This window comes from Bradyrhizobium sp. USDA 376, from assembly GCF_054063675.1.
Genome location: NZ_JBSSGN010000001.1, coordinates 5,504,982 through 5,525,887 on the forward strand (window position 1 = coordinate 5,504,982; position 20,906 = coordinate 5,525,887).

Below are 20,906 nucleotides of genomic sequence, written 5' to 3' on the forward strand. Positions count from 1 at the left end.
ATGTCCACCCTTCACAAGGTCGCCGCCGTCCAGTTCGAGCCGACCATGTTCGAGAAGGAGCGCAACATCGCGCGCCTGCTCGAGCTCTGCGAGCAGGCGGCGGTGGCGGGCGCAAAGCTCATCGTCACGCCGGAGATGGGAACGACGGGCTATTGCTGGTTCGATCGCGCCGAGGTCGCGCCGTTCGTCGAGACCATCCCGGGACCGACAACAAATCGTTTCGCGGCGCTGGCGCGCAAACATGGCTGCTACATCGTCGTCGGCATGCCCGAGGTCGACGAGGACAACATCTATTTCAACGCAGCCGTCCTGATCGGGCCTGACGGCATCGTCGGCCGTCACCGCAAGACGCATCCCTATATCTCCGAGCCGAAATGGGCGGCGGCGGGAGACCTGCATAACCAGGTGTTCGAGACGCCGATCGGGCGCATCGCGATGCTGATCTGCATGGACATCCACTTCGTGGAGACGGCACGGCTGATGGCGCTCGGCGGCGCCGACATCATCTGCCACATCTCGAACTGGCTGGCGGAGCGCACGCCGGCGCCTTACTGGATCAGCCGCGCCTTCGAGAACGGCTGCTACGTCATCGAGAGCAATCGATGGGGGCTCGAGCGCACCGTGCAGTTCAGCGGCGGAAGCTGCGTGATCGCGCCGGACGGGCAGGTGATCGCCGTGCTCGACAAGGGCGACGGCGTGCTGCTCTCGGAAATCGATCTCGACGCCGCGCGGGCGCGCCGCGTGCTTGGCGAAGCCGTTTTCGCGCAGCGCCGGCCGGAGCTCTATCCGGAGCTCTTGACCGACACGTTCAGCTGGAACCCGCACGATTTCTTCGGTCTTTATGGTCACGAGCCGTGGCCGGCCGGAAAGACATCGCAAGTCAGTGTCGCGCAATTTTCACCTCGCGATGACGTCGACCAGAATCTCACGGAGATCGCGGCATTCGCGCGCAAGGCCAGCGCGGAAGGTGCTGATCTCGTCGTGTTCCCGGAACTCGCGGTGACCGGTCTCGGCAATCCCGCAAGAACGGCGCAGCCAATACCTGGCCCGGCAACCGATCGCCTCGAGGAACTCGCCGAGGAGCTGGGTCTCTATCTCGTCTGCGGCCTTGCGGAGCGCGCCGGCGACACGCTCTACAACAGCGCCTGCCTTGTCACGCCGGATGGGGACATCTCGGTCTATCGCAAGACGCATCTCACCGCTGACGAGCGAAGCTGGGCGACGGCCGGAGAAGGCTGGACCGTCGTCGACACGCCGCTCGGCCGCATCGGGCTGTTGATCGGTCACGACGCCTCGTTTCCGGAGGCGGGCCGGGTGCTCGCGCTGCGCGGTTGCGATCTCATCGCCTGTCCTGCCGCGATCAAGGGACGCTTCAGTTCGTCGCATGCCGGCACGGAGGTCGAACAGCCGAAGCCGATTCCGACCGGCCCGGATCCGCATCACTGGCATCATCTCCGCGTTCGCGCGGGCGAAAACAATCTGTTCGTCGCCTTCGCCAATGTGGTCGATCCCAAGCGTGGCTATCCCGGGCTGAGCGGCGTATTCGGGCCTGACACGTTCGCGTTTCCGCGACGGGAGGCGATCGCGGCCGGCGGCACAGGGCTTGCTACCGCTTTGGTCGACACCACCAATCTCGACAGCGTCTATCCGACCAATGTGGTGCGCCGAAAGGATCTGGTGTCGATGCGCATGCCGCACAGCTATCGCGGATTGGTCAAAGTGGCTGCGAAGAACTACTGAACCAAGAAAAGGAAGCCGACCATGGATTTGGGACTTAAGGGCGCCAAGGTTCTCGTCACCGGAAGCACCAAGGGAATCGGCCGCGCGATCGCCGAGACATTTGCCGCCGAGGGCGCCGATGTCGGTGTGTGCTCGCGCAATCTGGCCGAGGTCGAAAGTACGGTCGCTGCGCTCAAGGCCAAGGGCGTCGCAGCCTATGGCGGTGCGGTGGACGTCGCCGACGCGGCCGTCCTGAACGCCTGGGTTGGCGATATGGCGGCAAAGCTTGGCGGCGTCGACGTCGTCGTCGCCAATGTCAGCGCGCTCGCGATCGGACAGGATGACGAAAGCTGGCAGAAGGAGTTCTCGACCGACATGATGGGCACGGTGCGGCTGGTGAATGCAGCCATGCCTTATCTGGAGAAGAGCAAGGCCGGCGCGATCGTCACCATCTCCAGCGTCTCCGGGCGCGAGGTCGATTTCGCCGCCGGTCCCTACGGCACCTTCAAGGCGGCGATCATCCACTACACTCAAGGGCTCGCCAATCAGCTTGCGGGAAAGGGCATCCGCGCCAATTCGGTCTCGCCGGGCAATACCTATTTCGAGGGGGGCGTCTGGAACATGATTAAGGACAACAACCCAGAACTCTACAAGACCGCGCTGGCGCTCAATCCGACGGGACGGATGGGCACGCCGCAGGAGATGGCCAACGCGGTGGTGTTCCTGGCGAGCCGCGCGGCAAGCTTCATCACTGGGGCGAACCTCGTTGTCGATGGCGCATTGACGCGCGGCGTCCAATTCTAACGAGGGCGTGATTAGGGCAGCGGGATTTTGCAAGGACGCAGTGGACGCCCCCGTTGCCGTTGACCATCTGCGTAACCCATGCCATCTCGGACCACTTGGCACGGAATCGAACCGCCCTGCCGGTCCGGATCGCTCGTGGGAAGCAATATCGGCTGCGCGCAAACTTTCAGCTATGTCTTGATCTCTCCCGGTCAGCGCTGCATCTGCAAGTTCATCATCTCGCCGTCCGCCATCATATTCTCGTTCAAGTTGGCGTTGCGCTGGTCGTCGAACAACTGGGCGCCGGTCGGACCGCCCGCGGTCGGCCTTGCAAGACGCCATTCGAGTGAATTGGATCGCTTCAAGCCCTGCGAATAGGCGTTGTTCAATTCAGCATGGAATCCCGTCTTGAACCGACGCCGTGTGCCAGAGGTTGAGCGATGGCGAAATCTCTCAAGCTGCTTCTGGCGGAAACAGAGGTCAGAAAGGACCACCGTAGTTTCCCGGGATTCGGCGCTATTCACGCGACCAAGGTAACCCATTGGCGTTGTGGCATTAATAGTTAAGGCTGGGGCATTAATAGTTAAGAACGCGCATCCTCCCCGGCTCTGGACGGATGCGCAAATTTTCGGCATGTTTAAACCAATTTTTACGTTGGGAGGTTCAGCCGGGCCTACGCGTGACCGCAGGCAGAGACTTCCACAAAGCTAATGACTTTAAGAGCAAGAGAGTTTTCAACGCGTGCGGAATGCAGGGCCGCACCGGAAGTGGACAGGTTAGTGCGTTCGGAGTCTTTCATAGCAAGGCAGACTGGCACAGCGCAGAAGCTGCGATTGCTTGTCGCCAAGACGCTCGCCTCATTTCCTTGAACGAGCGTTAATGGCACGGTGAATTGATTTTCGACTGCAGTCACACCTGCTCTGTGTCCGCAGAGTTTGAGGAGTGTGTATTGGGTCGCGTTAGCTTCATTCGGAAGGCCGAGTTTGAATCGCGCCCTCTGGGATTCCCAAATTCTTGTTTCTTTAGAGGCGAGCTGGAGGGCCGCCGATCGCTTCCGATCGGCCGGCCAGTTTCGAGTCCGTCTTGGACAAATATTGCGCCGGGGGCGGAAGCACTGCCGGTGATTGCACGGCAGGCTTTATTTGAGGTGCGCTGCGACGGCGCGTACTCATTGCCACCCTGTCAATCGAGGCCTGCAAAGTTCGAAACCGTTACGGCATCTAGTTCATAAAATATCTGAATTCATACCCACGCGCGAATTTTGTACCACGACATTTTGGAGCATCATCAATGGCAAGCGCCAGTGGCACCACCATCCTTACAGGCACTTCCGGCAGCGACAATTTAGTCGGCGGCTCCGGCGACGACGTGCTCTCCGGCGGCGCAGGCAATGATCGTCTCAATGGTGGTTCCGGAGATGACATCCTTAATGGTGGCAGCGGCTTTGACACCGTTCTTGGCGGATCGGGGACAGATACCCTGATCTACAAGGGTTTTGAGAACCAGTACGTCCTGGGCGGGACCTACTCCATCACGAGTGCTGGCTTTTCATTGAGCGGCGGGACTGTTTGGTCAGGAACAGATCAGACGGTCCTCGGTACGGTTTCCAGTCAGACCGTGGTCGCAGGCAATGCTTTCCAAGGCTATGACTCCTATGACGGGGGTAATGGCGCGGTGCAGCTCGGCAAAGTCGGGTCTGCGCCGGATATTGACACTCTGCAGATATGGCTGAGTCCAACCCAGTTGAACGACGCCGCCATCTCGGCAGAGATTGCGTATGTCAGGAATGTCTGGCTTCCGCAGCACATCAACACGCAAACCCGACAGGCCGACAGCTCAACCTATACCTTCAAGACGCTCGATCTCAAGATTACAGGCATCGAGCAGATTGTAGTGCTTAATGCCGAAGGCACGACAAGGGTCGATCTGAGTGCGGCCACCCAGCTTGAAGGGCCGACGTCGAGCTATGTGTTCACAGCCACCTTGGATCATGCGTCCCAGGGAGTGACCACGATCACGACCGACAAGGGCGTGATCACGATTGCAGACGGGCAGACGACTGGCACGCTGACGATTGCCGCGGGGAACGGCGAGGACGTCTACAAGGATGCTTCATCGCTGACCGCGACAATCACCGGGACGTCGGCCGGCAGTCTAGAGAACCTGGTGGTCGGCACGGCGACAGCGATGGCGCATGTCAACGACACCATCACCGATACCACGGTCAATCTGAGCGCGTTGACGCAGCTGGAGGGTGCTGCTGCCAACTACGTGTTCACTGCGACGCTGTCGAATGCCTCCCAGGGGACGACCACGATCACGACCGACAAGGGCGTAATCACGATTGCGAACGGCCAGACCACCGGGACGCTGGTGCTCGCCTCGGGCAACGGCGAGGACGTCTATCAGGATGCTTCGTCGCTGACCGCCAACATCACGGGCACCTCAGGCGGCAACTTCGAGCATTTGGTGGTCGGCACCGGGGCGGCGACGGCGCAGGTCGACGACACCATCACTGATGCCACCGTCAATCTGAGCGCGTCGACGCAGCTGGAGGGCGCGGCAGCGAACTACGTGTTCACGGCGACGCTATCGAATGCCTCGCAGGGCGCGACGACGATCACGACCGACAAGGGCGTGATCACGATCGCCGACGGCCAGACCACGGGCACGCTGACGATTGCTGCGGGCAATGCTGAGGACGTCTACAACGACGCCACGAATCTGACCGCGACAATTACCGGCACCTCAGGCGGCAATTTCGAGAATCTGGTGGTCGGCATCGGCTCGGCGACGGCCCAGGTCAACGACACCATCACCGACGCCACGGTCAACCTCACCGCCTCGACGCAGGACGAGGGGGCGTCGGCGCAGTACGTGTTCACGGCGACGCTGTCGAACGCTTCGGAAGGCATCACCACGGTCCACACCGACCAGGGCGACATCACGATCGCCAACGGCCAGACGGTCGGTACGCTGGCGATCAACGCCAACAACGGCGATGACGTCTACAACGACGCCACGAGTCTGACCGCGACAATCACGGGTACCTCGGGCGGCAACTTCGAGAACCTGGTGGTCGGCACCAGCACGGCGACGGCCCAGGTCAACGACACCATCACTGATGCCACCGTCAATCTGAGCGCGTCGACGCAGCTGGAGGGCGCGGCAGCAAACTACGTGTTCACGGCAACGCTGTCGAACGCCTCGGAGGGGGTGACGACGGTCCATACCGACCAGGGCGACATCACGATCGCGAACGGCCAGGCCACCGGAACGCTGGTGATCGCCTCGGGCAATGCTGAGGACGTCTACAACGACGCCACGAATCTGACCGCGACAATTACCGGTACCTCAGGCGGCAACTTCGAGAATCTGGTGGTCGGCACCGGCTCGGCGACGGCGCAGGTCAACGACACCATCACCGACGCGACGGTCAACCTCACCGCCTCGACGCAGGATGAGGGGGCGTCGGCGCAGTACGTGTTCACGGCGACGCTGTCGAACGCCTCGGAAGGCGTCACCACGGTCCATACCGACCAGGGCGACATCACGATCGCGAACGGCCAGACCACCGGGACGCTGGTGATCGCTTCGGGCAACGCTGAGGACGTCTACAACGACGCCACGAATCTGACCGCGACGATCACGGGAACGTCGGGCGGCAACTTCGAGAACCTGGTGGTCGGCACCGGCTCGGCGACGGCGCAGGTCAATGACACCATCACCGACGCGACGGTCAACCTCACCGCCTCGACCCAGGACGAGGGGGCGTCGGCGCAGTACGTGTTCACGGCGACGCTGTCGAACGCTTCGGAAGGCATCACCACGGTGCACACCGACCAGGGCGACATCACGATTGTCGACGGCCAGACCACCGGAACGCTGGTGCTCGCTTCGGGCAACGCCGAAGACGTCTATCAGGATGCTTCGTCGCTGACCGCCAACATCACGGGCACCTCAGGCGGCAATTTCGAGAATCTGGTGGTCGGCACCGGGTCGGCGACGGCGCAGGTCAACGACACCATCACCGACGCCACGGTCAATCTCAGTGCCTCGACGCAGGACGAGGGGGCGTCGGCGCAGTACGTGTTCACGGCGACGCTGTCGAACGCTTCGGAAGGCATCACCACGGTCCATACCGACCAGGGCGACATCACGATTGCCAACGGCCAGACCACCGGGACGCTGGTGATTGCCTCGGGCAACGGCGAGGACGTCTACAACGACGCCAGCAGCCTGACGGCTACGATCACCGGGACGTCAGGCGGCAATTTCGAGAACCTGGTGGTCGGCACCGGCTCCGCGACGGCCCAGGTCAACGACACCATCACCGATGCCACGGTGAATCTCAGCGCCTCGACCCAGGACGAGGGGGCGTCGGCGCAGTACGTGTTCACGGCGACGCTGTCGAACGCCTCGGAAGGCGTCACCACGGTCCATACCGACCAGGGCGACATCACGATTGCGGACGGCCAGACCACTGGGACGCTGGTGCTCGCCTCAGGCAACGGCGAGGACGTCTACAACGACGCCAGCAGCCTGACGGCTACGATCACGGGGAGGTCAGGCGGCAACTTCGAGAACCTGGTGGTCGGCACCGGCTCGGCGACGGCCCAGGTCAATGACACCACCACCGATGCGACGGTGAATCTCAGCGCCTCGACCCAGGACGAGGGGGCGTCGGCGCAGTACGTGTTCACCGCGACGCTGTCGAACGCCTCGGAAGGCGTCACCACGGTGCATACCGACCAGGGCGACATCACGATCGCGGATGGCCAGACCACTGGGACGCTGGCGATCAACGCCAACAACGGCGAGGATGTCTACAACGACACCACGAGTCTGACAGCCAACATCACGGGCACCTCAGGCGGCAACTTCGAGAACCTGGTGGTCGGCACCGGGTCGGCGACGGCCCAGGTCAACGACACCATCACCGACGCCACGGTGAATCTCAGTGCCTCGACGGTGTTCGAAGGCGCGGTCGCCAACTACACGTTCACGGCGACGCTGTCGAACGCCTCGGAAGGCGTCACCACGGTCCATACCGACCAGGGCGACATCACCATTGCCGACGGCCAGACCACCGGGACGCTGGTGATCACTTCGGGCAATAGCGAGGACGTCTATCAGGATGCATCATCGCTGACCGCGACGATCACCGGCACCTCGGGCGGCAACTTCGAGAACCTGGTGGTCGGCACCGGGTCGGCGACGGCCCAGGTCAACGACACCATCACCGACGCCACGGTGAATCTCAGTGCCTCGACGGTGTTCGAAGGCGCCGTCGCCAACTATACGTTCACCGCGACGCTGTCGAACGCCTCGGAAGGCGTCACCACCGTCCATACCGACCAGGGCGACATCACGATTGCCGACGGCCAGACCACCGGAACGCTGGTGATCGCCTCGGGCAATGGCGATGACGTCTACAACGACGCCACGAGTCTGACCGCGACGATCACGGGCACCTCGGGCGGCAACTTCGAGAGCCTGGTGGTCGGCACCGGCACGGCGACGGCCCAGGTCAACGACACCATCACCGATGCCACGGTGAACCTCTCCACATCGGACGTGACCGACCACGATCCAACCATCACGTTCACGGCGACGCTGTCGAACGCCTCGGAAGGCATCACCACGGTCCATACCGACCAGGGCGACATCACGATCGCCAACGGCCAGACCACGGGCACACTGATCGTCAGCACCCCCAACTCGTCGAGTTTGACCGCGACGATCACGGGGACCGAAGGTGGAAACTTCGAGAATCTGGTGGTCGGCACCGGGTCGGCCACTGCGCAAGTCATCGACGCTACGCCGCCGACCGTTGCGCTCGATATCGTCGCCACATCGTTGAGCGATGGCACGCCGAGCTCGAACGTGACCTTCATCTTCAGCGAGGCTCCAGGCGCCAGCTTCACGGCCGCCGACATCACGGCGACCAACGGCACGATCAGCGGCCTGACGCAGGACGACGCCACGCACTATCATGCCACCTTCACGGCAACGGACGGCGTCTCTGCGACCGGATCGGTGTCGGTGACTGCGGGGGGCTATACCGATGCCGCCGGCAATCCAGGCGGCGCGGCGACGGATACGGTCATTATCGATCGGCTCAACCCGACCGTTGCGGTCGATATCGCGGCCACGTCGCTGAGCGATGGCACGCCGAGCTCGAACGTGACCTTCACCTTCAGCGAGGCGCCGGGCGCCAGCTTCACGGCCGCCGACATCACGGCGACCAACGGCACGATCAGCGGCCTGACGCAGGACGACGCCACGCACTATCATGCCACCTTCACGGCAACGGACGGCGTCTCTGCGGCCGGATCGGTGTCGGTGACTGCGGGGGGCTATACCGACCCCGCCGGCAATCTCGGCGGCGCGGGAACGGATACGGTCACTATCGATCGGCTCAATCCGACGGTTGCGGTCGATATCGTGGCCACGTCGCTGAGCGACGGTACGCCAAGCTCGAACGTGACCTTCACCTTCAGCGAGGCACCGGGCGCGAGCTTCACGGCCGCCGATATCGCGGCGACCAACGGCACGATCAGCGGCCTGACCCAGGACGATGCCACGCACTATCACGCCACCTTCACGGCAACGGACGGCGTCGCTGCAACGGGATCGGTGTCGGTGACTGCGGGGAGCTATACCGACGCGGCTGGAAATCTCGGCAGCGCGGGATCTGACACCGTCTCCATCGACCGGCAGGAACCAACATTCTCGAGTTGGGCGTACGTTACATCGGGCGGTTCGAACAAGCGCATTGTCGTAACGGGGGTCGACGATCCAAATGCCACCTTCAGGATCTTTGACAACACGCAAAACCGGGACCTGACGTGGAGTTCGATCACCAAGAATGGCACCACCTGGACGTTCAACAGCATCGACAATGGAGCGAACCTTCAAAACGACTCCATAACGGTGACGATAACCGATACTGCGGGGAATTCTTCCTCGCAGACGCACAAGGCGCCGGCAGGCATCGCGGGCGAGCCCATCAACTTGGGCTTGACTGATCCCACCGGAAACCATGGCGAGGTGTCGATCACCATAGCTGGAGTTCCGTCCGATTGGACCATCAGCGGAGGAACAAACAATTCCGACGGTTCGTGGACGTTGGTGACCAATGACGTCGGTTCGCTGACTGTGACGACGCCGCTGTCTTATTCCGGTGCACTCGTGCTTAACGTCGTTGAGACCTGGATGAATGCCGACGGCAGCACGGGAAGAGCGACCGTTCTCGACAACGTCGAAGCCTACGCACCAGGCAATCCGATCTTTGCCATCTCCGGCGATGATAATCTCACCGCCTCGAGCGGCAACGATCTGCTCGTGTTCTCGCAGCCAATCGGACACGATGTCGTCTACAGTTTCGATCTGATCCACGACAAGATTGACCTGATCGGCTACGCCGGGTTCACGGCGTTCACCGACATCCAGGCGCATGCGGCGAATGACGCGGTCGGAAATGCCGTGATTACGCTGGGTGATGGTCAAACAATCACATTGGACGGCATCGACGCCGGCTCGCTCTCGGCCGACGACTTCGTATTCGATCAGACACCCGTGGTCGACAACGCCGTCACGATGACCATCAGCGATGGCGCAATCCTGCCGTTGTCCGGCATCATCCAGAATACAGGAACAATTTCGCTGAGTTCGACCGGCAATGAGACCGACCTGCGGCTCATCGAACACGGCATATCGCTTGAGGGCGGCGGTCAAGTGCTGTTGTCCGACAACGTCGGAAATGTCATCAGCGGTGCGGTTTCCGACGTGACGCTGACCAACGTCGACAATACGATTTCCGGCGCCGGTCAGCTCGGCGCGGGCACCATGACGCTGGTCAACCAAAGCACCATCATCGCGACTGGGATCAATTCGCTGGAGATCGATACCGGAGCGAACGCGGTCATCAATTCCGGTACCTTGGAGGCGACCGGCCTCGGCGGTTTGGTGATCGACAGCGCGGTTTCCAACTTCGGTCTGCTCTGGGCCAATGGCGGCAACATCATTGCCAACCACGATGTTATGGGAGGCGCGGCGCAGATTAGTGGCACAGCAACACTCGAACTGGGCGGCATGGCATCAGCGGACGTAAAGTTTGACTTTGATGCGATCGGAACCCTGAAGCTCGATCATTCCATCAATTTCACGGGGGCCATCGCCGGTCTAAACGCGGACGATCAACTCGACCTGGCCGATATTCTGTCAGGTGCAGGAACGACGGCCAGTTATGCCGCAAATGCAGCGGGCGACGGGGGAATGCTCAGCATAAGCGATGGTACGCACACAGCTCATATCGCTCTCCTGGGACAGTACTCAGCGGGCGCTTTCGAAGTTGGAGCAGATGGTGCCGGCGGAACTCTGATCAAGTATCTCGATCCACACGTGTTGCTGTAAAAATTGCGGCGACATGCCGATCTTGCGTCATTTCTGCGAATAGCGGCGAAGAATGAATTTTTCAACCGTCGAATTGCACGCTGCAGTCTGCGGAAGAAGGTTTGGTGAGACGGAGCAAGCGAGTGATATGGGCTTCGATACGGATGCTCGTTCCGACGAGATCGGTGACGAGATGTCGTGCGAGGCCTTTCCATTCCGTAGCAAGAGCGCAACTTATACTCAGGTCGCAAAGTGAGTATAATCGTTCGGCCTGGGATCCGAATGCGGGGGAAATTTCTGGCCCCAGCCTGTGCACGCCTTGCTCTCGTCCGTGACGTGTGCACTGAAAATCCGAATATGTGGTTTCCCCTTCCAATTCGGGCATATATGGCCTTAGAAGAGCTCGGTAACAGAAGCCTCGTCAAACCGGATTTCTCAATCGGTCCAATTGCATATCGGATCGATCAGGTGCGAAATATCTCAGAAAAATGAATGGCTTAGATCGAAGAGTCGCCACGGCCCCGATGATGGACTGGACGGACAACGCTTGACTTTTCCGGTGGGAAAGGGCGTGTTGTAAGGAAAGTTGTACTGTCACGGTCCCGTCCTCGATAGTCCCTAAAGCCTCCAAGCCTTTCATGTTGGGTGCCAATCGCGGTGCCAAAAAGAAGCCCGCCGGCCGAAGGAAGCCGACGGGCATGATCTGGGGGCGACTGAATGTCAGTTCGCCCAAGCAGTCGATACGTTTTCAAGCGCAGCCAACGGCTCTCCGCCATCGTTGAGAATTGCTTGGGCGGCATGGAATGCTGCGTTAGCCGACAGTGCGAGTTTGACCACCGCAACCTGCTCTTTGGTGCCGTCGCTATTGGGCACGGTGATCACGAACACCAGCCGCCGGTTCGGCCCAATGCGCTCAACGCGCGCCAGCGCCTCGCAGAAGACCTCCTGAACGCCGTAGGTGTCGATGGGGCGGGTCATCGGCTCACCCCCGTCACGAGATCAGTCAGCAAGCGGCGCGCCATAAGGGGGCGCCAGTCCATGGCCTCGTCGGGGTCGCGCCAATCCATGACACAGGTCAGAAGAACCTGAACCTTCGCGGAGCGGCCGGCCTCCGTCTTGGCCGGAATACCCCACATTTGCTCCACAAGCCCAGCCATCCTTTCGAAGTGCTGTTCGCTTAAAACCACGAGCTGATCGAGCCGCCGGACCTCAGGATTCTGGTAAACGACGTCCCAGCGCTCCCGGGCACTGATGTAGCTGCCGCGCTCCTTTTCTTGCGCCAGGAGCCGGTCGTATTCCGCCCTCCGAAGCTCATCGAGCCCGCACGCCCCGTAGAGCTCGTCATCGTTGGCGTGGCACGCCTCCCAGGCCTGCAAGATCTCCTCCTCGAGCCTCAGGAGCTCGCTGTCGGCCCCAGGCGAGGCCACAGAGGCGGCAGATGCCGCTTCGCCTACCGTGGCCGGAATTGCCGCCAGTGCCATAACGGCGCCACCAGCGGCCACGCCAGCGGCTTGGGACAAGAAGCGGCGCCGCGACGGCGCGTCCTCGGATTCAACAGCGCCGCCGCTACTCCGCTTGATCTCAACGCGCCAAGCCTTCACCGCGCCATAGCGGCCGTCGACCGCGTACACGCCGGCATCGTCGCCCGCAGCGTTGGTCCAGTTGCAGGAATCCGGGACCAAGTGGAAGCCCTCGGACTGAAGGAAGGCTTCAGCTTCAGCAAGGCTTGCGAATTCCTTACGAATTGCAGACGTGTTTGTGTGTGGCGTGTTAAACACGCGATCAGCTTCGGTCATTTTTGAAAGCCCTTTCAGTGATCGAGGTCAGGCTCGTCAGAGGTGGTAACGACACCGCTGGTGAGCCGCTTGTTTTTCAAGCCTGAATAGGGTATTACCAAATTGTGAAAAAGGCAATACCAAAAACTGTCGGCGGAAAGAGACCCGGCGCAGGTCGCCCCGCAACGGGTAGGGACCCTGCGCGCACGTTTCGGCTTTCCGATGAGTTCATGGCAGACCTTGATGCATGGGCGGCACAACAGCCCGACAAGCCAACTCGCTCCGAAGCCGTCCGCCGGTTGGTCGAGATCGGCCTGTCTAAGCCGCAGCGGCGACAGGGCGCAGGCTCGAGTCCGGAAAGGGCCCTTCGCGCTATGGATGACATGGCTGAGGATCTGCAGAAGATCGGCCCGAAGGGGAAAAAATGAGCGAACTGGCCGGCAACTTCCCAATCGGAGATTTTGCCAAGCCCCTCTGGGGCGGCTTTCGCGCGCGTCCTCTTGCGACCGCCTGCTGGTTGTGACAATCCTAGCCCTGCGCTGCCAGACTTGATCTGCCCGCAAGGGCCAAACACAGCATGCGGCGCTCCACTGTGTGATTAAAACAGCCAGGAGCGTTCTAATGTTTGATCTAGAACTAGAAGCGCAGGACCTTGGGTATTCCGCCGAATGGCGGAGACAGAAGGCCAGAGAATATCCAGACGATCGGCGCAACCTTGAAGCCGCCGAACTGCTGGAAAAGCTAGCGGGGGAAGTCCGTGCACTACAAGGCTCGGAAATCCACCGTCGACTAGACGCCTTCGCCGAAAGTTACGAGGGAGACCTCGGATCGTTCAGCGAGGTTTGGTCAGAATACAAACGCCGCATTGGCTTTTGGGAATTCCCTGATGGCCAGAGCTACTTGAGCGACATGCTCAAAGCGATGCTTTCGCATCATAGCGAGAAAATCGCTAACTGATGTTCAGGGGCTCGGAGGTTTGTTTCCGGGCCTCTTTTTTTGCGCGGACGACAACATCGCGCCGGATCCGCCCGAAAGCGAATGAACGCCTCGGCATGGGGGGACGGAAGTTCACGGTAATTCAGGGCGGGAAGAACTAGTCCTCTTTGAGCGGGTCGGTCGATTTGTACGGACAAATCGCCGGCACCGCTCTGATCAGTCCAGAGAACCCGGCAAGGGCGAGAGGAACAATTGTGTCCTTGCCGAGCTGTCTTACCGTCGGGCTCAACAACCCGACTAGGATCAAGAGGCTTGAGCAAAAGCTAGATGCACTGAAAAGAACATCGCCCTTTTCCTTGAAGCGGTCCAAGTGAAAAGCAGGCGTGCGTTTCGTCTTAACGTCCCAAATGACGTTGACGATCAAATAAAGCGATATCCAGAAAAGGTAGTAAGCGGCCAATTCACTTGAGTTAGACGGCAGCAATACCACTGCAAGGACGATATCGAGCACACGACCTCATCGGGCGAGCACGGTCCGTACCACCACCCCAAGTAGGCCGCCGCCAATAGCCGCGAAATCGAGGAAATGGGGCCTTACCTGATCCAGAAATTCCCGAGCGGTCGCCGCGAAAGCAATGTCGAGAGCACCAAGGACGGCAACGGCCACGCCTGCACCAGCTATGGCAGCTTTTGCCAAGCTCACGAACACGAGAAATCGCGCCCAAAAAGCGGGGATGGTCATGTCAATCTCAGTGTGATGGACGGTGGCAGGCATTAACAACCCCTATATAGAGCCGCTATTCGCAAGGAAAAGTCAACCGGGGGTGGAGTAACAGCCGGGGCCAACCGGCGTTCCCATGCCCCAGGAACGCTTTTTGCCGCGCCTCAACCGCGCCTCAACGGGAAAATACTAGTCAAACATTAACGGGCCGCAAAGGGGAACAAACGTGACCGCGTCAATTTGGCTCGACCTATCTCCCGAATTCCGAGCTCGCGCGATGCAGCGCAGACACCTCCTTCCGGCCGACCGCCCTGGGGGCCAGAGGCAGCCGCGTAAACCGAGCGAACCCCACCTTCCGGCCGTCCAACCGATTTTCTCTCAACTTGAGAGAAAATTCTCACCTGCTCGTCTCGCTCTAACTTGACGCAGATCATTTGTTCACCATTTGTTCATGGAACAAATTTTTACGTGTTGCGTCGAAATTACAGGCGCGGGAGCCCGACCAATGCAATGATAGTCACGCTTATCTTCCCTCCCGCCTGATCAGAACCCATGTTTGTATCGCGAGACCGGGAAAAGCTACTCAATGCGATCATCTATTTTTTAGGTGCGACAAATCATTGTCACACCCTAAAGCTTTTCAAGCTCCTGAATTTCGCTGACTTTGAGCACTTCCGCCAAACTGGCAGAACGATCTTCAATCTTGATTATCGAGCCCTTCCAAAAGGGCCTGTACCCACGAAACTGTTTGATGAAATCAAACGTGGGGGAGATGCCGACCTTAAATCGGCAGTCGCGATTCACAAGATCAAAGACGATATAAATGATGCGCTGCTGCGCCGCGACCTGAAGGCTAAGAGCAAATTCGACAAGCAGTATTTCTCAAAACGAGAGCTACAGATTATCGAGACGGTTGCCGAGTTCTTTCGTGATCTAAAAGCCGAAGATATGAGCGAGTTTTCCCACCGCAAAGGAGAGCCGTGGCGAACTACCTATGGCGATAAGGGGCAAGGATCGGGGAAACTAATTTCGCCCGATCTGATTTTGAACGGAGAGGCTCTGCTAAAGGATTCCCCAACTATTTCACGGGATGAATTGGAAGATCGAAGGGAGCTTCTCAAAGGAATTGCATGAGCGACGACGCCATAGAACCTGGATCAGTCCTGCATTGGGCTGGTTTCGAGTTCGACGATGGCGATACAGCCGACAAATTCTTTGTAGTCGTCGGTGCGCAAGGGGGGCGACTCGGTGGCCTGATTGACGCGGTGCTGCCGCCAGAACCGAACAAGCCGGCCCGAGGTGAAGCGGAACTTTGTGGGTGGGCGTGATTAGGCGCACAGACCTTAATCCCTCTGAAACCTTTCCTTCTTAAGGACATTGACGGAGTAAGGAAAAATCCTTACTTTTGAGTGTGCCGGAAGGAAAGGTAGCCATGAGATACGGAGACATCGTCGGCTTCGTTGAATTCAGCTCCCTTACGTCCAAGGGGCAAACAACGGTGCCAAAGCCTGTACGCCAAGCGCTGGGGCTGAGCGAAGGCGACAAGATTGCTTATGAAGTTGCGGACAGCGGCGTAACCTTGCGTCGGGCTGACGATGCGGGGGACGATCCTGCCATCACCGCCTTCTTAGGCTTTTTGGCACGCGATATTCAACGGAACCCCGGACACGTCCGTGGGCTCCCGCCAGACTTGGCTAAGCACATTGAAGCGCTCGTTGGTGATATCAAGATTGATCCTGACGATGCAATCGAGGGCGAGGTCGACCTCTGACGCCGCCCCTTACCATCAATGGATGGGCACTGTATGCCCATCCTCTTTTTCTTGATCAACTTCAGCGGCTGATTTCTGCCGTTGAACGCGACAAGGAAAAGAATCCTGCGGCGTACAAAACCAAGGCCAACGCTAAATTACTTGCGGCCCTGGCCCGCATTGCGTTTGAGCAAATTCCCCAGGACCCAACGCGGGATGTATATCGGCAAGGCAAAACCCTTGGAGATACTTACACGCATTGGTTTCGGGCGAAATTCGGAAACGGAAGATTTCGGCTCTTCTTCCGCTACATGCAGAAGAACGGGCTTAAGGTAATTATTTTTTCGTGGGTCAACGACGAACAAACCTTGCGGACGCGCGGGGCGAAAAGCGATGCCTATGCCGTCTTTAAGAGGATGTTGGATGACGGGAATCCTCCCGACAGTTGGGACGTCCTCTTCGCTGCCTGTAAAGCAGACGAGAATATTGAGCGCTTAACAAATCTGTCCGAGGGACTATCGGCTCAGGGCGAGCAGAAGGCAACAGGCGCTTAGTGTCCTAAATCGGGAGGCTAGTTGGCGGCGACATTCAAAGCGGGTCGTTCCACTTTGTGGTGCCAAATGGTGACGATTACAGAGGAAAGCTCGCAAAGGCGCCAGCCGCGCCGCCGACAGTGCTACAAACCTCCGCGAGGCCGCCGACTTCGAAACCCCCGATCCGGGCGGTGCCGGCACGTCACCCTCGGGCAGCCGGACAGCGCGGCCGAACCGGCGCGTCGACACATTGATCAGCATCAGGTTCATCGCCCAGCGACCGAGCCAGTCCTCTTGCGCCGCCGTTTCCCAGCTCGGGATCGTGACCTCGCGGCCGTCCACGCCCCGGACCCGCGGGCGCTCGACCTCGATCTTGCCGCCGTGGAAGCCGATCCGTCCCTGCGTTCGGCCCCAACGGTGCGCCCGCCGCGCCGCGTTGCGACCGTGGCGCGGCCCGCAGGCCGCCGTGACATCCGCCTCCATCATCGTGCCGAGCGCCTCGATCCCTGCCGCAAGGCAGAACCGATCGAAGCTCGCCCGCACTTCTGCAAACGCTTCGTCCACAGCCCCGGTCGCCGGCGCACCAGCCGGTGTGATATCTCTCGTCATGGCGTTGCTCTCCTTTGTGGAATCAGCACCCCGAGCCTACCGGCTCAAGGTGGGCAACGCCGACCTCTTCAGAAATTCAACAGAACCCGGGACATCCCCTGGATCCAAGTCGGCGGCTTGATGCATCAAACATTCATCCACTTTCCTGATGCCGTTCTGCGGCTAAAGCTGTCGAGCTTCACGGCCGCGGTCACTGGCGCTGGGCTAATCTGCGTTGGCACTCAGCGATTCATTCGGGGCCGCTATGAGCAACGATCCCAGTACAGCACGTTCAATGTTGAGAACGGCGCGATTGATCAAATAGCTGAATACGAATGTGTGCAGTTCTCTCAATGGTCCGCTGGGATCATCGTCGATGGCAAGTTCGAGGAGCTTTATTCCTTCCCGTCTATCGCAAGCGGGCCGTAGGCCGTCCCCCGCCGGCGCTCGGATGATGCCCCCACCGGCGGAAGCCACCAGATCCGGTAGTTGATGCCACCGCGTCAGGTTTGCAAAGATTCGGGCCGCTTCAACGTCTCGATCATAGTGGCGATGCCGGAGGGAAACTCTATGGCTCGTATCAAATACTTCGTCACGCTCCTCCATAAAGATAAGGGCCTGTGGAGTGTTGTGCTCGATGGCGAGCAGTTCGGCGGCCCCTACGATACTCAGAAAGAGGCAATCCTTGTCGCAGTCCACGCAGCCCACATACAGGGGCAGGTAGGACGCGATGCTCAGGTTCTGGTTCAAGGAGAGGACAACAAAATTAGGACCGAGTGGACCTATGGCGATGACCCATACCCACCGCCCGGCTAATCGCGTTGACCTGCTGGCCGACAGGCAGGAGAGTAGAGGATGCCAAAGCCTTTGGAGGATTGGATGGTACCCCTGATCAAGGGGATGTTGATTCGCGGTGACGAACAGAGCGACATTGCGGCTTGCTTTCTGGTCAATAGTGGTCGGGTGGCTGAAATCAACACGGGACAGCGCTCGCCAGAAGTGCACACCGCGCCTGCGGAAGAATTACCACCGCCATTTCCATATCCATCGCCCTACGAGCTTTGGAAGGCTCAAACATCGTTGTTGGCCGCGCGCGTCGCACTTGAAGCCGTGCAGGAGAAGATCGGCCAAGCTCTCATTGCCGTCGGGAACGCGGAGAGCCGGATCAAGTGACGCAGCTAGCTCATCCGATATGAGCTCCCGGCGATCTTCCTAAAGTGGTGACTTTCCATTTGATCCATCTTCAATAACTCGATCATCGTCAGGCAGTGTCGTGCGTAGTCAGGATCGACGAACTGACACCGCGCATACGTTCGCTGGTATGCTTTGATCGTCTCTTCAATGTCGAATTTCTGCTCCACGGCAACTCCTATATGAAAATCATTTGGTACTTTTTGGGCTTCTTCTCGCCACCGCTGCAGGTCGCGATGCCGATCGACATGGCGAGACTGACGGCGCCGTCAATGCGGTTAGTGGCCTTATCCTTGGCAAACATGCGGTGCCCGGTCCGGTTGGATTCATAGATGACCCCTGCGAGGCACATGGTCATAGCGGGGTTCTTGTCGATGACGATGCGCTCCTCGATGATCGCGGCCTCCAGCTGATTGATGCTGTGAGGCATCCACAGATAGACCTCCTCGGCGCCCGTCTCGATTTTTCCCTTGGTCTCCGAGATGACGCGTTTTTGAAATCCCTGCGGATGAACAACACACGGAAGAGAAAGTCCGCGCTCAGACATTTGCTCGCGTAGGTTCTCGAGCCCATACTGGTCACAACCGATGGAGACGGGCTGATACTTCGCGCAGATCGTGCCGAGCGCATCTGCGACCCAGCCATAGCCAATGCGTCGGCCAGGCACCGCCTCCATGAATCCTTTCTCGACCCAGAGCGGATACGGCGCGCGATCGGCCTTGGCGCGTTCGTGCAGAGTGTCCTTCGGAGTCCAAAACCATGTCCGAGAGGCGAAGCGCCACTTGTCCACCGTCTTGTCGAGCAGCCAGGTCAAGGTGAACGCTGTCAGGTCATTCGCCCGAGAGAGATCGAGGCCTCCGAAGCAGGGATAGCCTCGCTCCGTGAGTGCATCCGCGTCGACCTCGCCGAAGACAACCTCCAGCGCGGCGCGCGAAAAGGCTGCCGTGGCACTGTCAGTCCACTGACAGAAGTGCAGCCTGCGTACAATGCTTTCTTTCGACGGCATGCCTCTTGCTTCGTTGACCTGCTCGCGGATGAACTGGGGCTGGATGGTGACGCCAAGGGTCGGATTTGCCTTTGGCCAGCATTCCTCGTCCTCAAACGGATCGTCACCCTCGTCCAACGCGCACACATAGGCGAACCAGGCGTCATTCTCCGCTTCGCCGTGTGCCACACGGATTGAGTATTCGTGCTCGCTGAAGCACACCGACTTGCGATCAAAGCCCGAGTTGGTGATCTCGAGGATCAGCGCATCCCTGTTGCCTTTGGTGCCGGCCCGCAGCATTTCAATGACTTCGTTATCGGGATGCTCGTGGATCTCGTCCACGAGCGCGCAGAAAGGCCGAATGCCCGATTTGCCGCGCTTGTCTGAGCTGATAGGTTTGAAAAATGACGAGCGGGCCGTATCGGTAAGCTGCCACACCGGGTTGATGCCGGACGGCAATAGGCGTTTGTTGAGCTGCGGCGAGCGTTGCCACATAGCGACCGCGTCGCGAAAGAGAATCGCAGCCTGGTCCCGGTCTGTCGCCGCCGAATAGACCTCGGCACGTAACTTGCCCAGCGCCATCATCATGAAATGTCCGATCCCCGCGGCGAGCGGCGACTTGCCTGACCCTTTGCCCGCCTCGATATAGGCGCGGCGGAAGCGGCGCAGACCGTCCTTGCTCTTCCATCCGAAAAGCGAGCCGACGATGAAGCATTGCCACGGTTGCAGGATGAACGGCACAGCACGGCTGGTCACGGCGCCATCGTCCGCCGTCTCCTCCACCTCCACCGTGAGAACGTCGCGGAAGAAGCCGATAACGCGCTTTACTGCGGCGACGTCCCAAACTAGGCCACGTTCCGGACCGGTCTCAAGATCGTTCAGGTGCCGCTTGCATGCTGCGCGAACATGCGGCCCGGCCACGATCTTGCCGGCGGTGACGGCCATTGCATAGGCCGTTGCCGGGTCAGGCCTCGAAGTAGGAGGCCGCCGGATCTTCTTCGGTTTGTCCATCCGTTTTCACTCTTGCTCGGGCACTTGGCGTCATACCGAATTCAGCCAACCAGGCACGTATTCTCCGGTCCGCGTCATTCCGTTGGGCAACGGCGGGGTGGACGCGATGCATTTTGTCCCCGGCTGCAGTCTCAGTGGCGTAGTATTCGGATCCGAAAGCTTTGAGCTCAGCGCGTGCGGCTAGATAATCCGCGTAGGCCTCGCAAAGCATTTCTAGCGCGACGCCATCGACCTCGGTCAGGACGCCCATTCGATCGAGAAGGCCGGTCACGTACCCCCAAGTTTCGCGCGCACGGTCAGACATATGTGCCGGTGCCGAAGGGCGGGATCGCGGGGCTTTCGGTTCACGTCCGTTGACCGGTCGCCTGCCGGGATTACCCTTCACAAGCTTTAAGTGTGTCGGCGTCGGCCTTCTACCTTTCACCAACTAAAGTCCTTTCAGTTTCGCGACTGTGCGTACAAGTGCCCCCGTGCGGTGTTTTGGTCCCGCTATCCTGGTTTCATACCCTCCCCGCCC

The 20,906-nt window shown here is 59.8% G+C and carries 19 protein-coding genes and 1 pseudogene; 12 read left to right on the forward strand and 8 right to left on the reverse strand.

What is annotated here, in order from left to right; all coding sequences use genetic code 11:
• Positions 1–1,740: a nitrilase-related carbon-nitrogen hydrolase gene (locus tag ACVJ19_RS25245; protein ID WP_453951816.1), complete on the forward strand. Its 1,740-nt coding sequence runs from the start codon at positions 1–3 to the stop codon at positions 1,738–1,740.
• Positions 1,741–1,761: 21 nt separating this feature from the next.
• Positions 1,762–2,523: an SDR family NAD(P)-dependent oxidoreductase gene (locus tag ACVJ19_RS25250; protein WP_453951817.1), complete on the forward strand. Its 762-nt coding sequence runs from the start codon at positions 1,762–1,764 to the stop codon at positions 2,521–2,523.
• Positions 2,524–2,714: 191 nt separating this feature from the next.
• On the opposite strand, the gene ACVJ19_RS25255 is transcribed toward ACVJ19_RS25250, so the two are convergent.
• Complete coding sequence (locus ACVJ19_RS25255; RefSeq protein ID WP_453951818.1) at positions 2,715–2,996, reverse strand: hypothetical protein; 282 nt, start codon at positions 2,994–2,996, stop codon at positions 2,715–2,717.
• A 796-nt stretch (positions 2,997–3,792) separates the two neighbouring features.
• On the opposite strand from ACVJ19_RS25255, the gene ACVJ19_RS25260 reads away from it, so the two are divergent.
• Complete coding sequence (locus ACVJ19_RS25260) at positions 3,793–10,920, forward strand: immunoglobulin-like domain-containing protein (protein WP_456739452.1); 7,128 nt, start codon at positions 3,793–3,795, stop codon at positions 10,918–10,920.
• A 699-nt stretch (positions 10,921–11,619) separates the two neighbouring features.
• Here ACVJ19_RS25260 and ACVJ19_RS25265 read toward each other — a convergent pair.
• Both ACVJ19_RS25265 and ACVJ19_RS25270 read right to left on the reverse strand, forming a co-directional pair.
• Positions 11,620–11,877, reverse strand: a complete 258-nt coding sequence (locus tag ACVJ19_RS25265) for a hypothetical protein (protein WP_453951820.1) — start codon at positions 11,875–11,877, stop codon at positions 11,620–11,622.
• Positions 11,874–12,695 carry a hypothetical protein gene (locus ACVJ19_RS25270; RefSeq protein WP_453951821.1) on the reverse strand — a complete coding sequence of 274 codons (822 nt, stop codon included), beginning with the start codon at positions 12,693–12,695 and terminating at the stop codon, positions 11,874–11,876. Before ACVJ19_RS25270 ends, ACVJ19_RS25265 begins: the two co-directional genes overlap by 4 nt.
• A gap of 209 nt (positions 12,696–12,904) precedes the next feature.
• On the opposite strand from ACVJ19_RS25270, the gene ACVJ19_RS25275 reads away from it, so the two are divergent.
• Positions 12,905–13,102, forward strand: a complete 198-nt coding sequence (locus ACVJ19_RS25275) for a hypothetical protein (RefSeq protein ID WP_453951822.1) — start codon at positions 12,905–12,907, stop codon at positions 13,100–13,102.
• A 193-nt stretch (positions 13,103–13,295) separates the two neighbouring features.
• Positions 13,296–13,631, forward strand: a complete 336-nt coding sequence (locus ACVJ19_RS25280) for a hypothetical protein (RefSeq protein ID WP_453951823.1) — start codon at positions 13,296–13,298, stop codon at positions 13,629–13,631.
• A gap of 136 nt (positions 13,632–13,767) precedes the next feature.
• Here ACVJ19_RS25280 and ACVJ19_RS25285 read toward each other — a convergent pair whose 3' ends face one another.
• Both ACVJ19_RS25285 and ACVJ19_RS25290 read right to left on the reverse strand, forming a co-directional pair.
• Entirely contained in the window at positions 13,768–14,121 is a 354-nt protein-coding gene (locus ACVJ19_RS25285; RefSeq protein ID WP_453951824.1) for a hypothetical protein, read from the reverse strand.
• Positions 14,122–14,127: 6 nt separating this feature from the next.
• Complete coding sequence (locus ACVJ19_RS25290; RefSeq protein ID WP_453951825.1) at positions 14,128–14,352, reverse strand: hypothetical protein; 225 nt, start codon at positions 14,350–14,352, stop codon at positions 14,128–14,130.
• 531 nt (positions 14,353–14,883) lie between these two features.
• Between ACVJ19_RS25290 and ACVJ19_RS25295 the strand changes: the two genes are divergently transcribed.
• The 4 genes from ACVJ19_RS25295 (at position 14,884) to ACVJ19_RS25310 (ending at position 16,635) form a co-directional block, all read left to right on the forward strand.
• Positions 14,884–15,465, forward strand: coding sequence for a Panacea domain-containing protein (locus ACVJ19_RS25295; protein ID WP_453951826.1), 582 nt, complete (start codon positions 14,884–14,886; stop codon positions 15,463–15,465).
• A complete protein-coding gene (locus ACVJ19_RS25300; RefSeq protein WP_453951827.1) occupies positions 15,462–15,659 on the forward strand; it encodes a hypothetical protein in 198 nt (65 codons plus the stop codon). The genes ACVJ19_RS25295 and ACVJ19_RS25300 overlap by 4 nt, the downstream gene beginning before the upstream one ends.
• Positions 15,660–15,763: 104 nt before the next feature.
• A complete protein-coding gene (locus ACVJ19_RS25305) occupies positions 15,764–16,102 on the forward strand; it encodes a type II toxin-antitoxin system PrlF family antitoxin (RefSeq protein ID WP_453951829.1) in 339 nt (112 codons plus the stop codon).
• Between the two features lie 29 nt (positions 16,103–16,131).
• Positions 16,132–16,635, forward strand: coding sequence for a type II toxin-antitoxin system YhaV family toxin (locus ACVJ19_RS25310; RefSeq protein WP_453955202.1), 504 nt, complete (start codon positions 16,132–16,134; stop codon positions 16,633–16,635).
• Positions 16,636–16,722: 87 nt separating this feature from the next.
• On the opposite strand, the pseudogene ACVJ19_RS25315 reads toward ACVJ19_RS25310, so the two are convergent.
• Positions 16,723–17,223, reverse strand: a pseudogene (locus tag ACVJ19_RS25315) (IS256 family transposase); the annotation flags it as partial.
• Between the two features lie 120 nt (positions 17,224–17,343).
• Between ACVJ19_RS25315 and ACVJ19_RS25320 the strand changes: the two are divergent.
• The 3 genes from ACVJ19_RS25320 to ACVJ19_RS25330 all read left to right on the forward strand — a co-directional run bounded on the left by ACVJ19_RS25320 (position 17,344) and on the right by ACVJ19_RS25330 (position 18,375).
• On the forward strand, positions 17,344–17,631 hold the full coding sequence (locus tag ACVJ19_RS25320; protein ID WP_453951830.1) for a hypothetical protein: 288 nt from the start codon (positions 17,344–17,346) through the stop codon (positions 17,629–17,631).
• A gap of 141 nt (positions 17,632–17,772) precedes the next feature.
• Positions 17,773–18,018, forward strand: a complete 246-nt coding sequence (locus ACVJ19_RS25325) for a DUF2188 domain-containing protein (protein WP_453951831.1) — start codon at positions 17,773–17,775, stop codon at positions 18,016–18,018.
• Between the two features lie 63 nt (positions 18,019–18,081).
• Positions 18,082–18,375 carry a hypothetical protein gene (locus ACVJ19_RS25330; protein ID WP_453951832.1) on the forward strand — a complete coding sequence of 98 codons (294 nt, stop codon included), beginning with the start codon at positions 18,082–18,084 and terminating at the stop codon, positions 18,373–18,375.
• A gap of 196 nt (positions 18,376–18,571) precedes the next feature.
• Here ACVJ19_RS25330 and ACVJ19_RS25335 read toward each other — a convergent pair whose 3' ends face one another.
• Together ACVJ19_RS25335 and ACVJ19_RS25340 are read right to left on the reverse strand one after the other, a co-directional pair.
• Positions 18,572–20,389 carry a terminase large subunit gene (locus ACVJ19_RS25335; protein ID WP_456739453.1) on the reverse strand — a complete coding sequence of 606 codons (1,818 nt, stop codon included), beginning with the start codon at positions 20,387–20,389 and terminating at the stop codon, positions 18,572–18,574.
• Complete coding sequence (locus tag ACVJ19_RS25340; protein WP_453951834.1) at positions 20,343–20,693, reverse strand: phage terminase small subunit P27 family; 351 nt, start codon at positions 20,691–20,693, stop codon at positions 20,343–20,345. Before ACVJ19_RS25340 ends, ACVJ19_RS25335 begins: the two co-directional genes overlap by 47 nt.
• Positions 20,694–20,906: the final 213 nt, after the last annotated feature.

Coding starts and splice junctions, on each gene's coding strand:
- ACVJ19_RS25335 (WP_456739453.1), bottom strand. CDS start 20,389: ATGGACAAACCGAAGAAGATCCGGCGGCCTCCTACTTCGAGGCCTGAC.
- ACVJ19_RS25245 (WP_453951816.1), top strand. CDS start 1: ATGTCCACCCTTCACAAGGTCGCCGCCGTCCAGTTCGAGCCGACCATG.
- ACVJ19_RS25270 (WP_453951821.1), bottom strand. CDS start 12,695: ATGACCGAAGCTGATCGCGTGTTTAACACGCCACACACAAACACGTCT.
- ACVJ19_RS25330 (WP_453951832.1), top strand. CDS start 18,082: ATGGTACCCCTGATCAAGGGGATGTTGATTCGCGGTGACGAACAGAGC.
- ACVJ19_RS25320 (WP_453951830.1), top strand. CDS start 17,344: ATGCATCAAACATTCATCCACTTTCCTGATGCCGTTCTGCGGCTAAAG.
- ACVJ19_RS25265 (WP_453951820.1), bottom strand. CDS start 11,877: ATGACCCGCCCCATCGACACCTACGGCGTTCAGGAGGTCTTCTGCGAG.
- ACVJ19_RS25340 (WP_453951834.1), bottom strand. CDS start 20,693: ATGTCTGACCGTGCGCGCGAAACTTGGGGGTACGTGACCGGCCTTCTC.
- ACVJ19_RS25290 (WP_453951825.1), bottom strand. CDS start 14,352: ATGACCATCCCCGCTTTTTGGGCGCGATTTCTCGTGTTCGTGAGCTTG.
- ACVJ19_RS25280 (WP_453951823.1), top strand. CDS start 13,296: ATGTTTGATCTAGAACTAGAAGCGCAGGACCTTGGGTATTCCGCCGAA.
- ACVJ19_RS25295 (WP_453951826.1), top strand. CDS start 14,884: ATGTTTGTATCGCGAGACCGGGAAAAGCTACTCAATGCGATCATCTAT.
- ACVJ19_RS25275 (WP_453951822.1), top strand. CDS start 12,905: ATGGCAGACCTTGATGCATGGGCGGCACAACAGCCCGACAAGCCAACT.
- ACVJ19_RS25260 (WP_456739452.1), top strand. CDS start 3,793: ATGGCAAGCGCCAGTGGCACCACCATCCTTACAGGCACTTCCGGCAGC.
- ACVJ19_RS25305 (WP_453951829.1), top strand. CDS start 15,764: ATGAGATACGGAGACATCGTCGGCTTCGTTGAATTCAGCTCCCTTACG.
- ACVJ19_RS25250 (WP_453951817.1), top strand. CDS start 1,762: ATGGATTTGGGACTTAAGGGCGCCAAGGTTCTCGTCACCGGAAGCACC.
- ACVJ19_RS25300 (WP_453951827.1), top strand. CDS start 15,462: ATGAGCGACGACGCCATAGAACCTGGATCAGTCCTGCATTGGGCTGGT.
- ACVJ19_RS25325 (WP_453951831.1), top strand. CDS start 17,773: ATGGCTCGTATCAAATACTTCGTCACGCTCCTCCATAAAGATAAGGGC.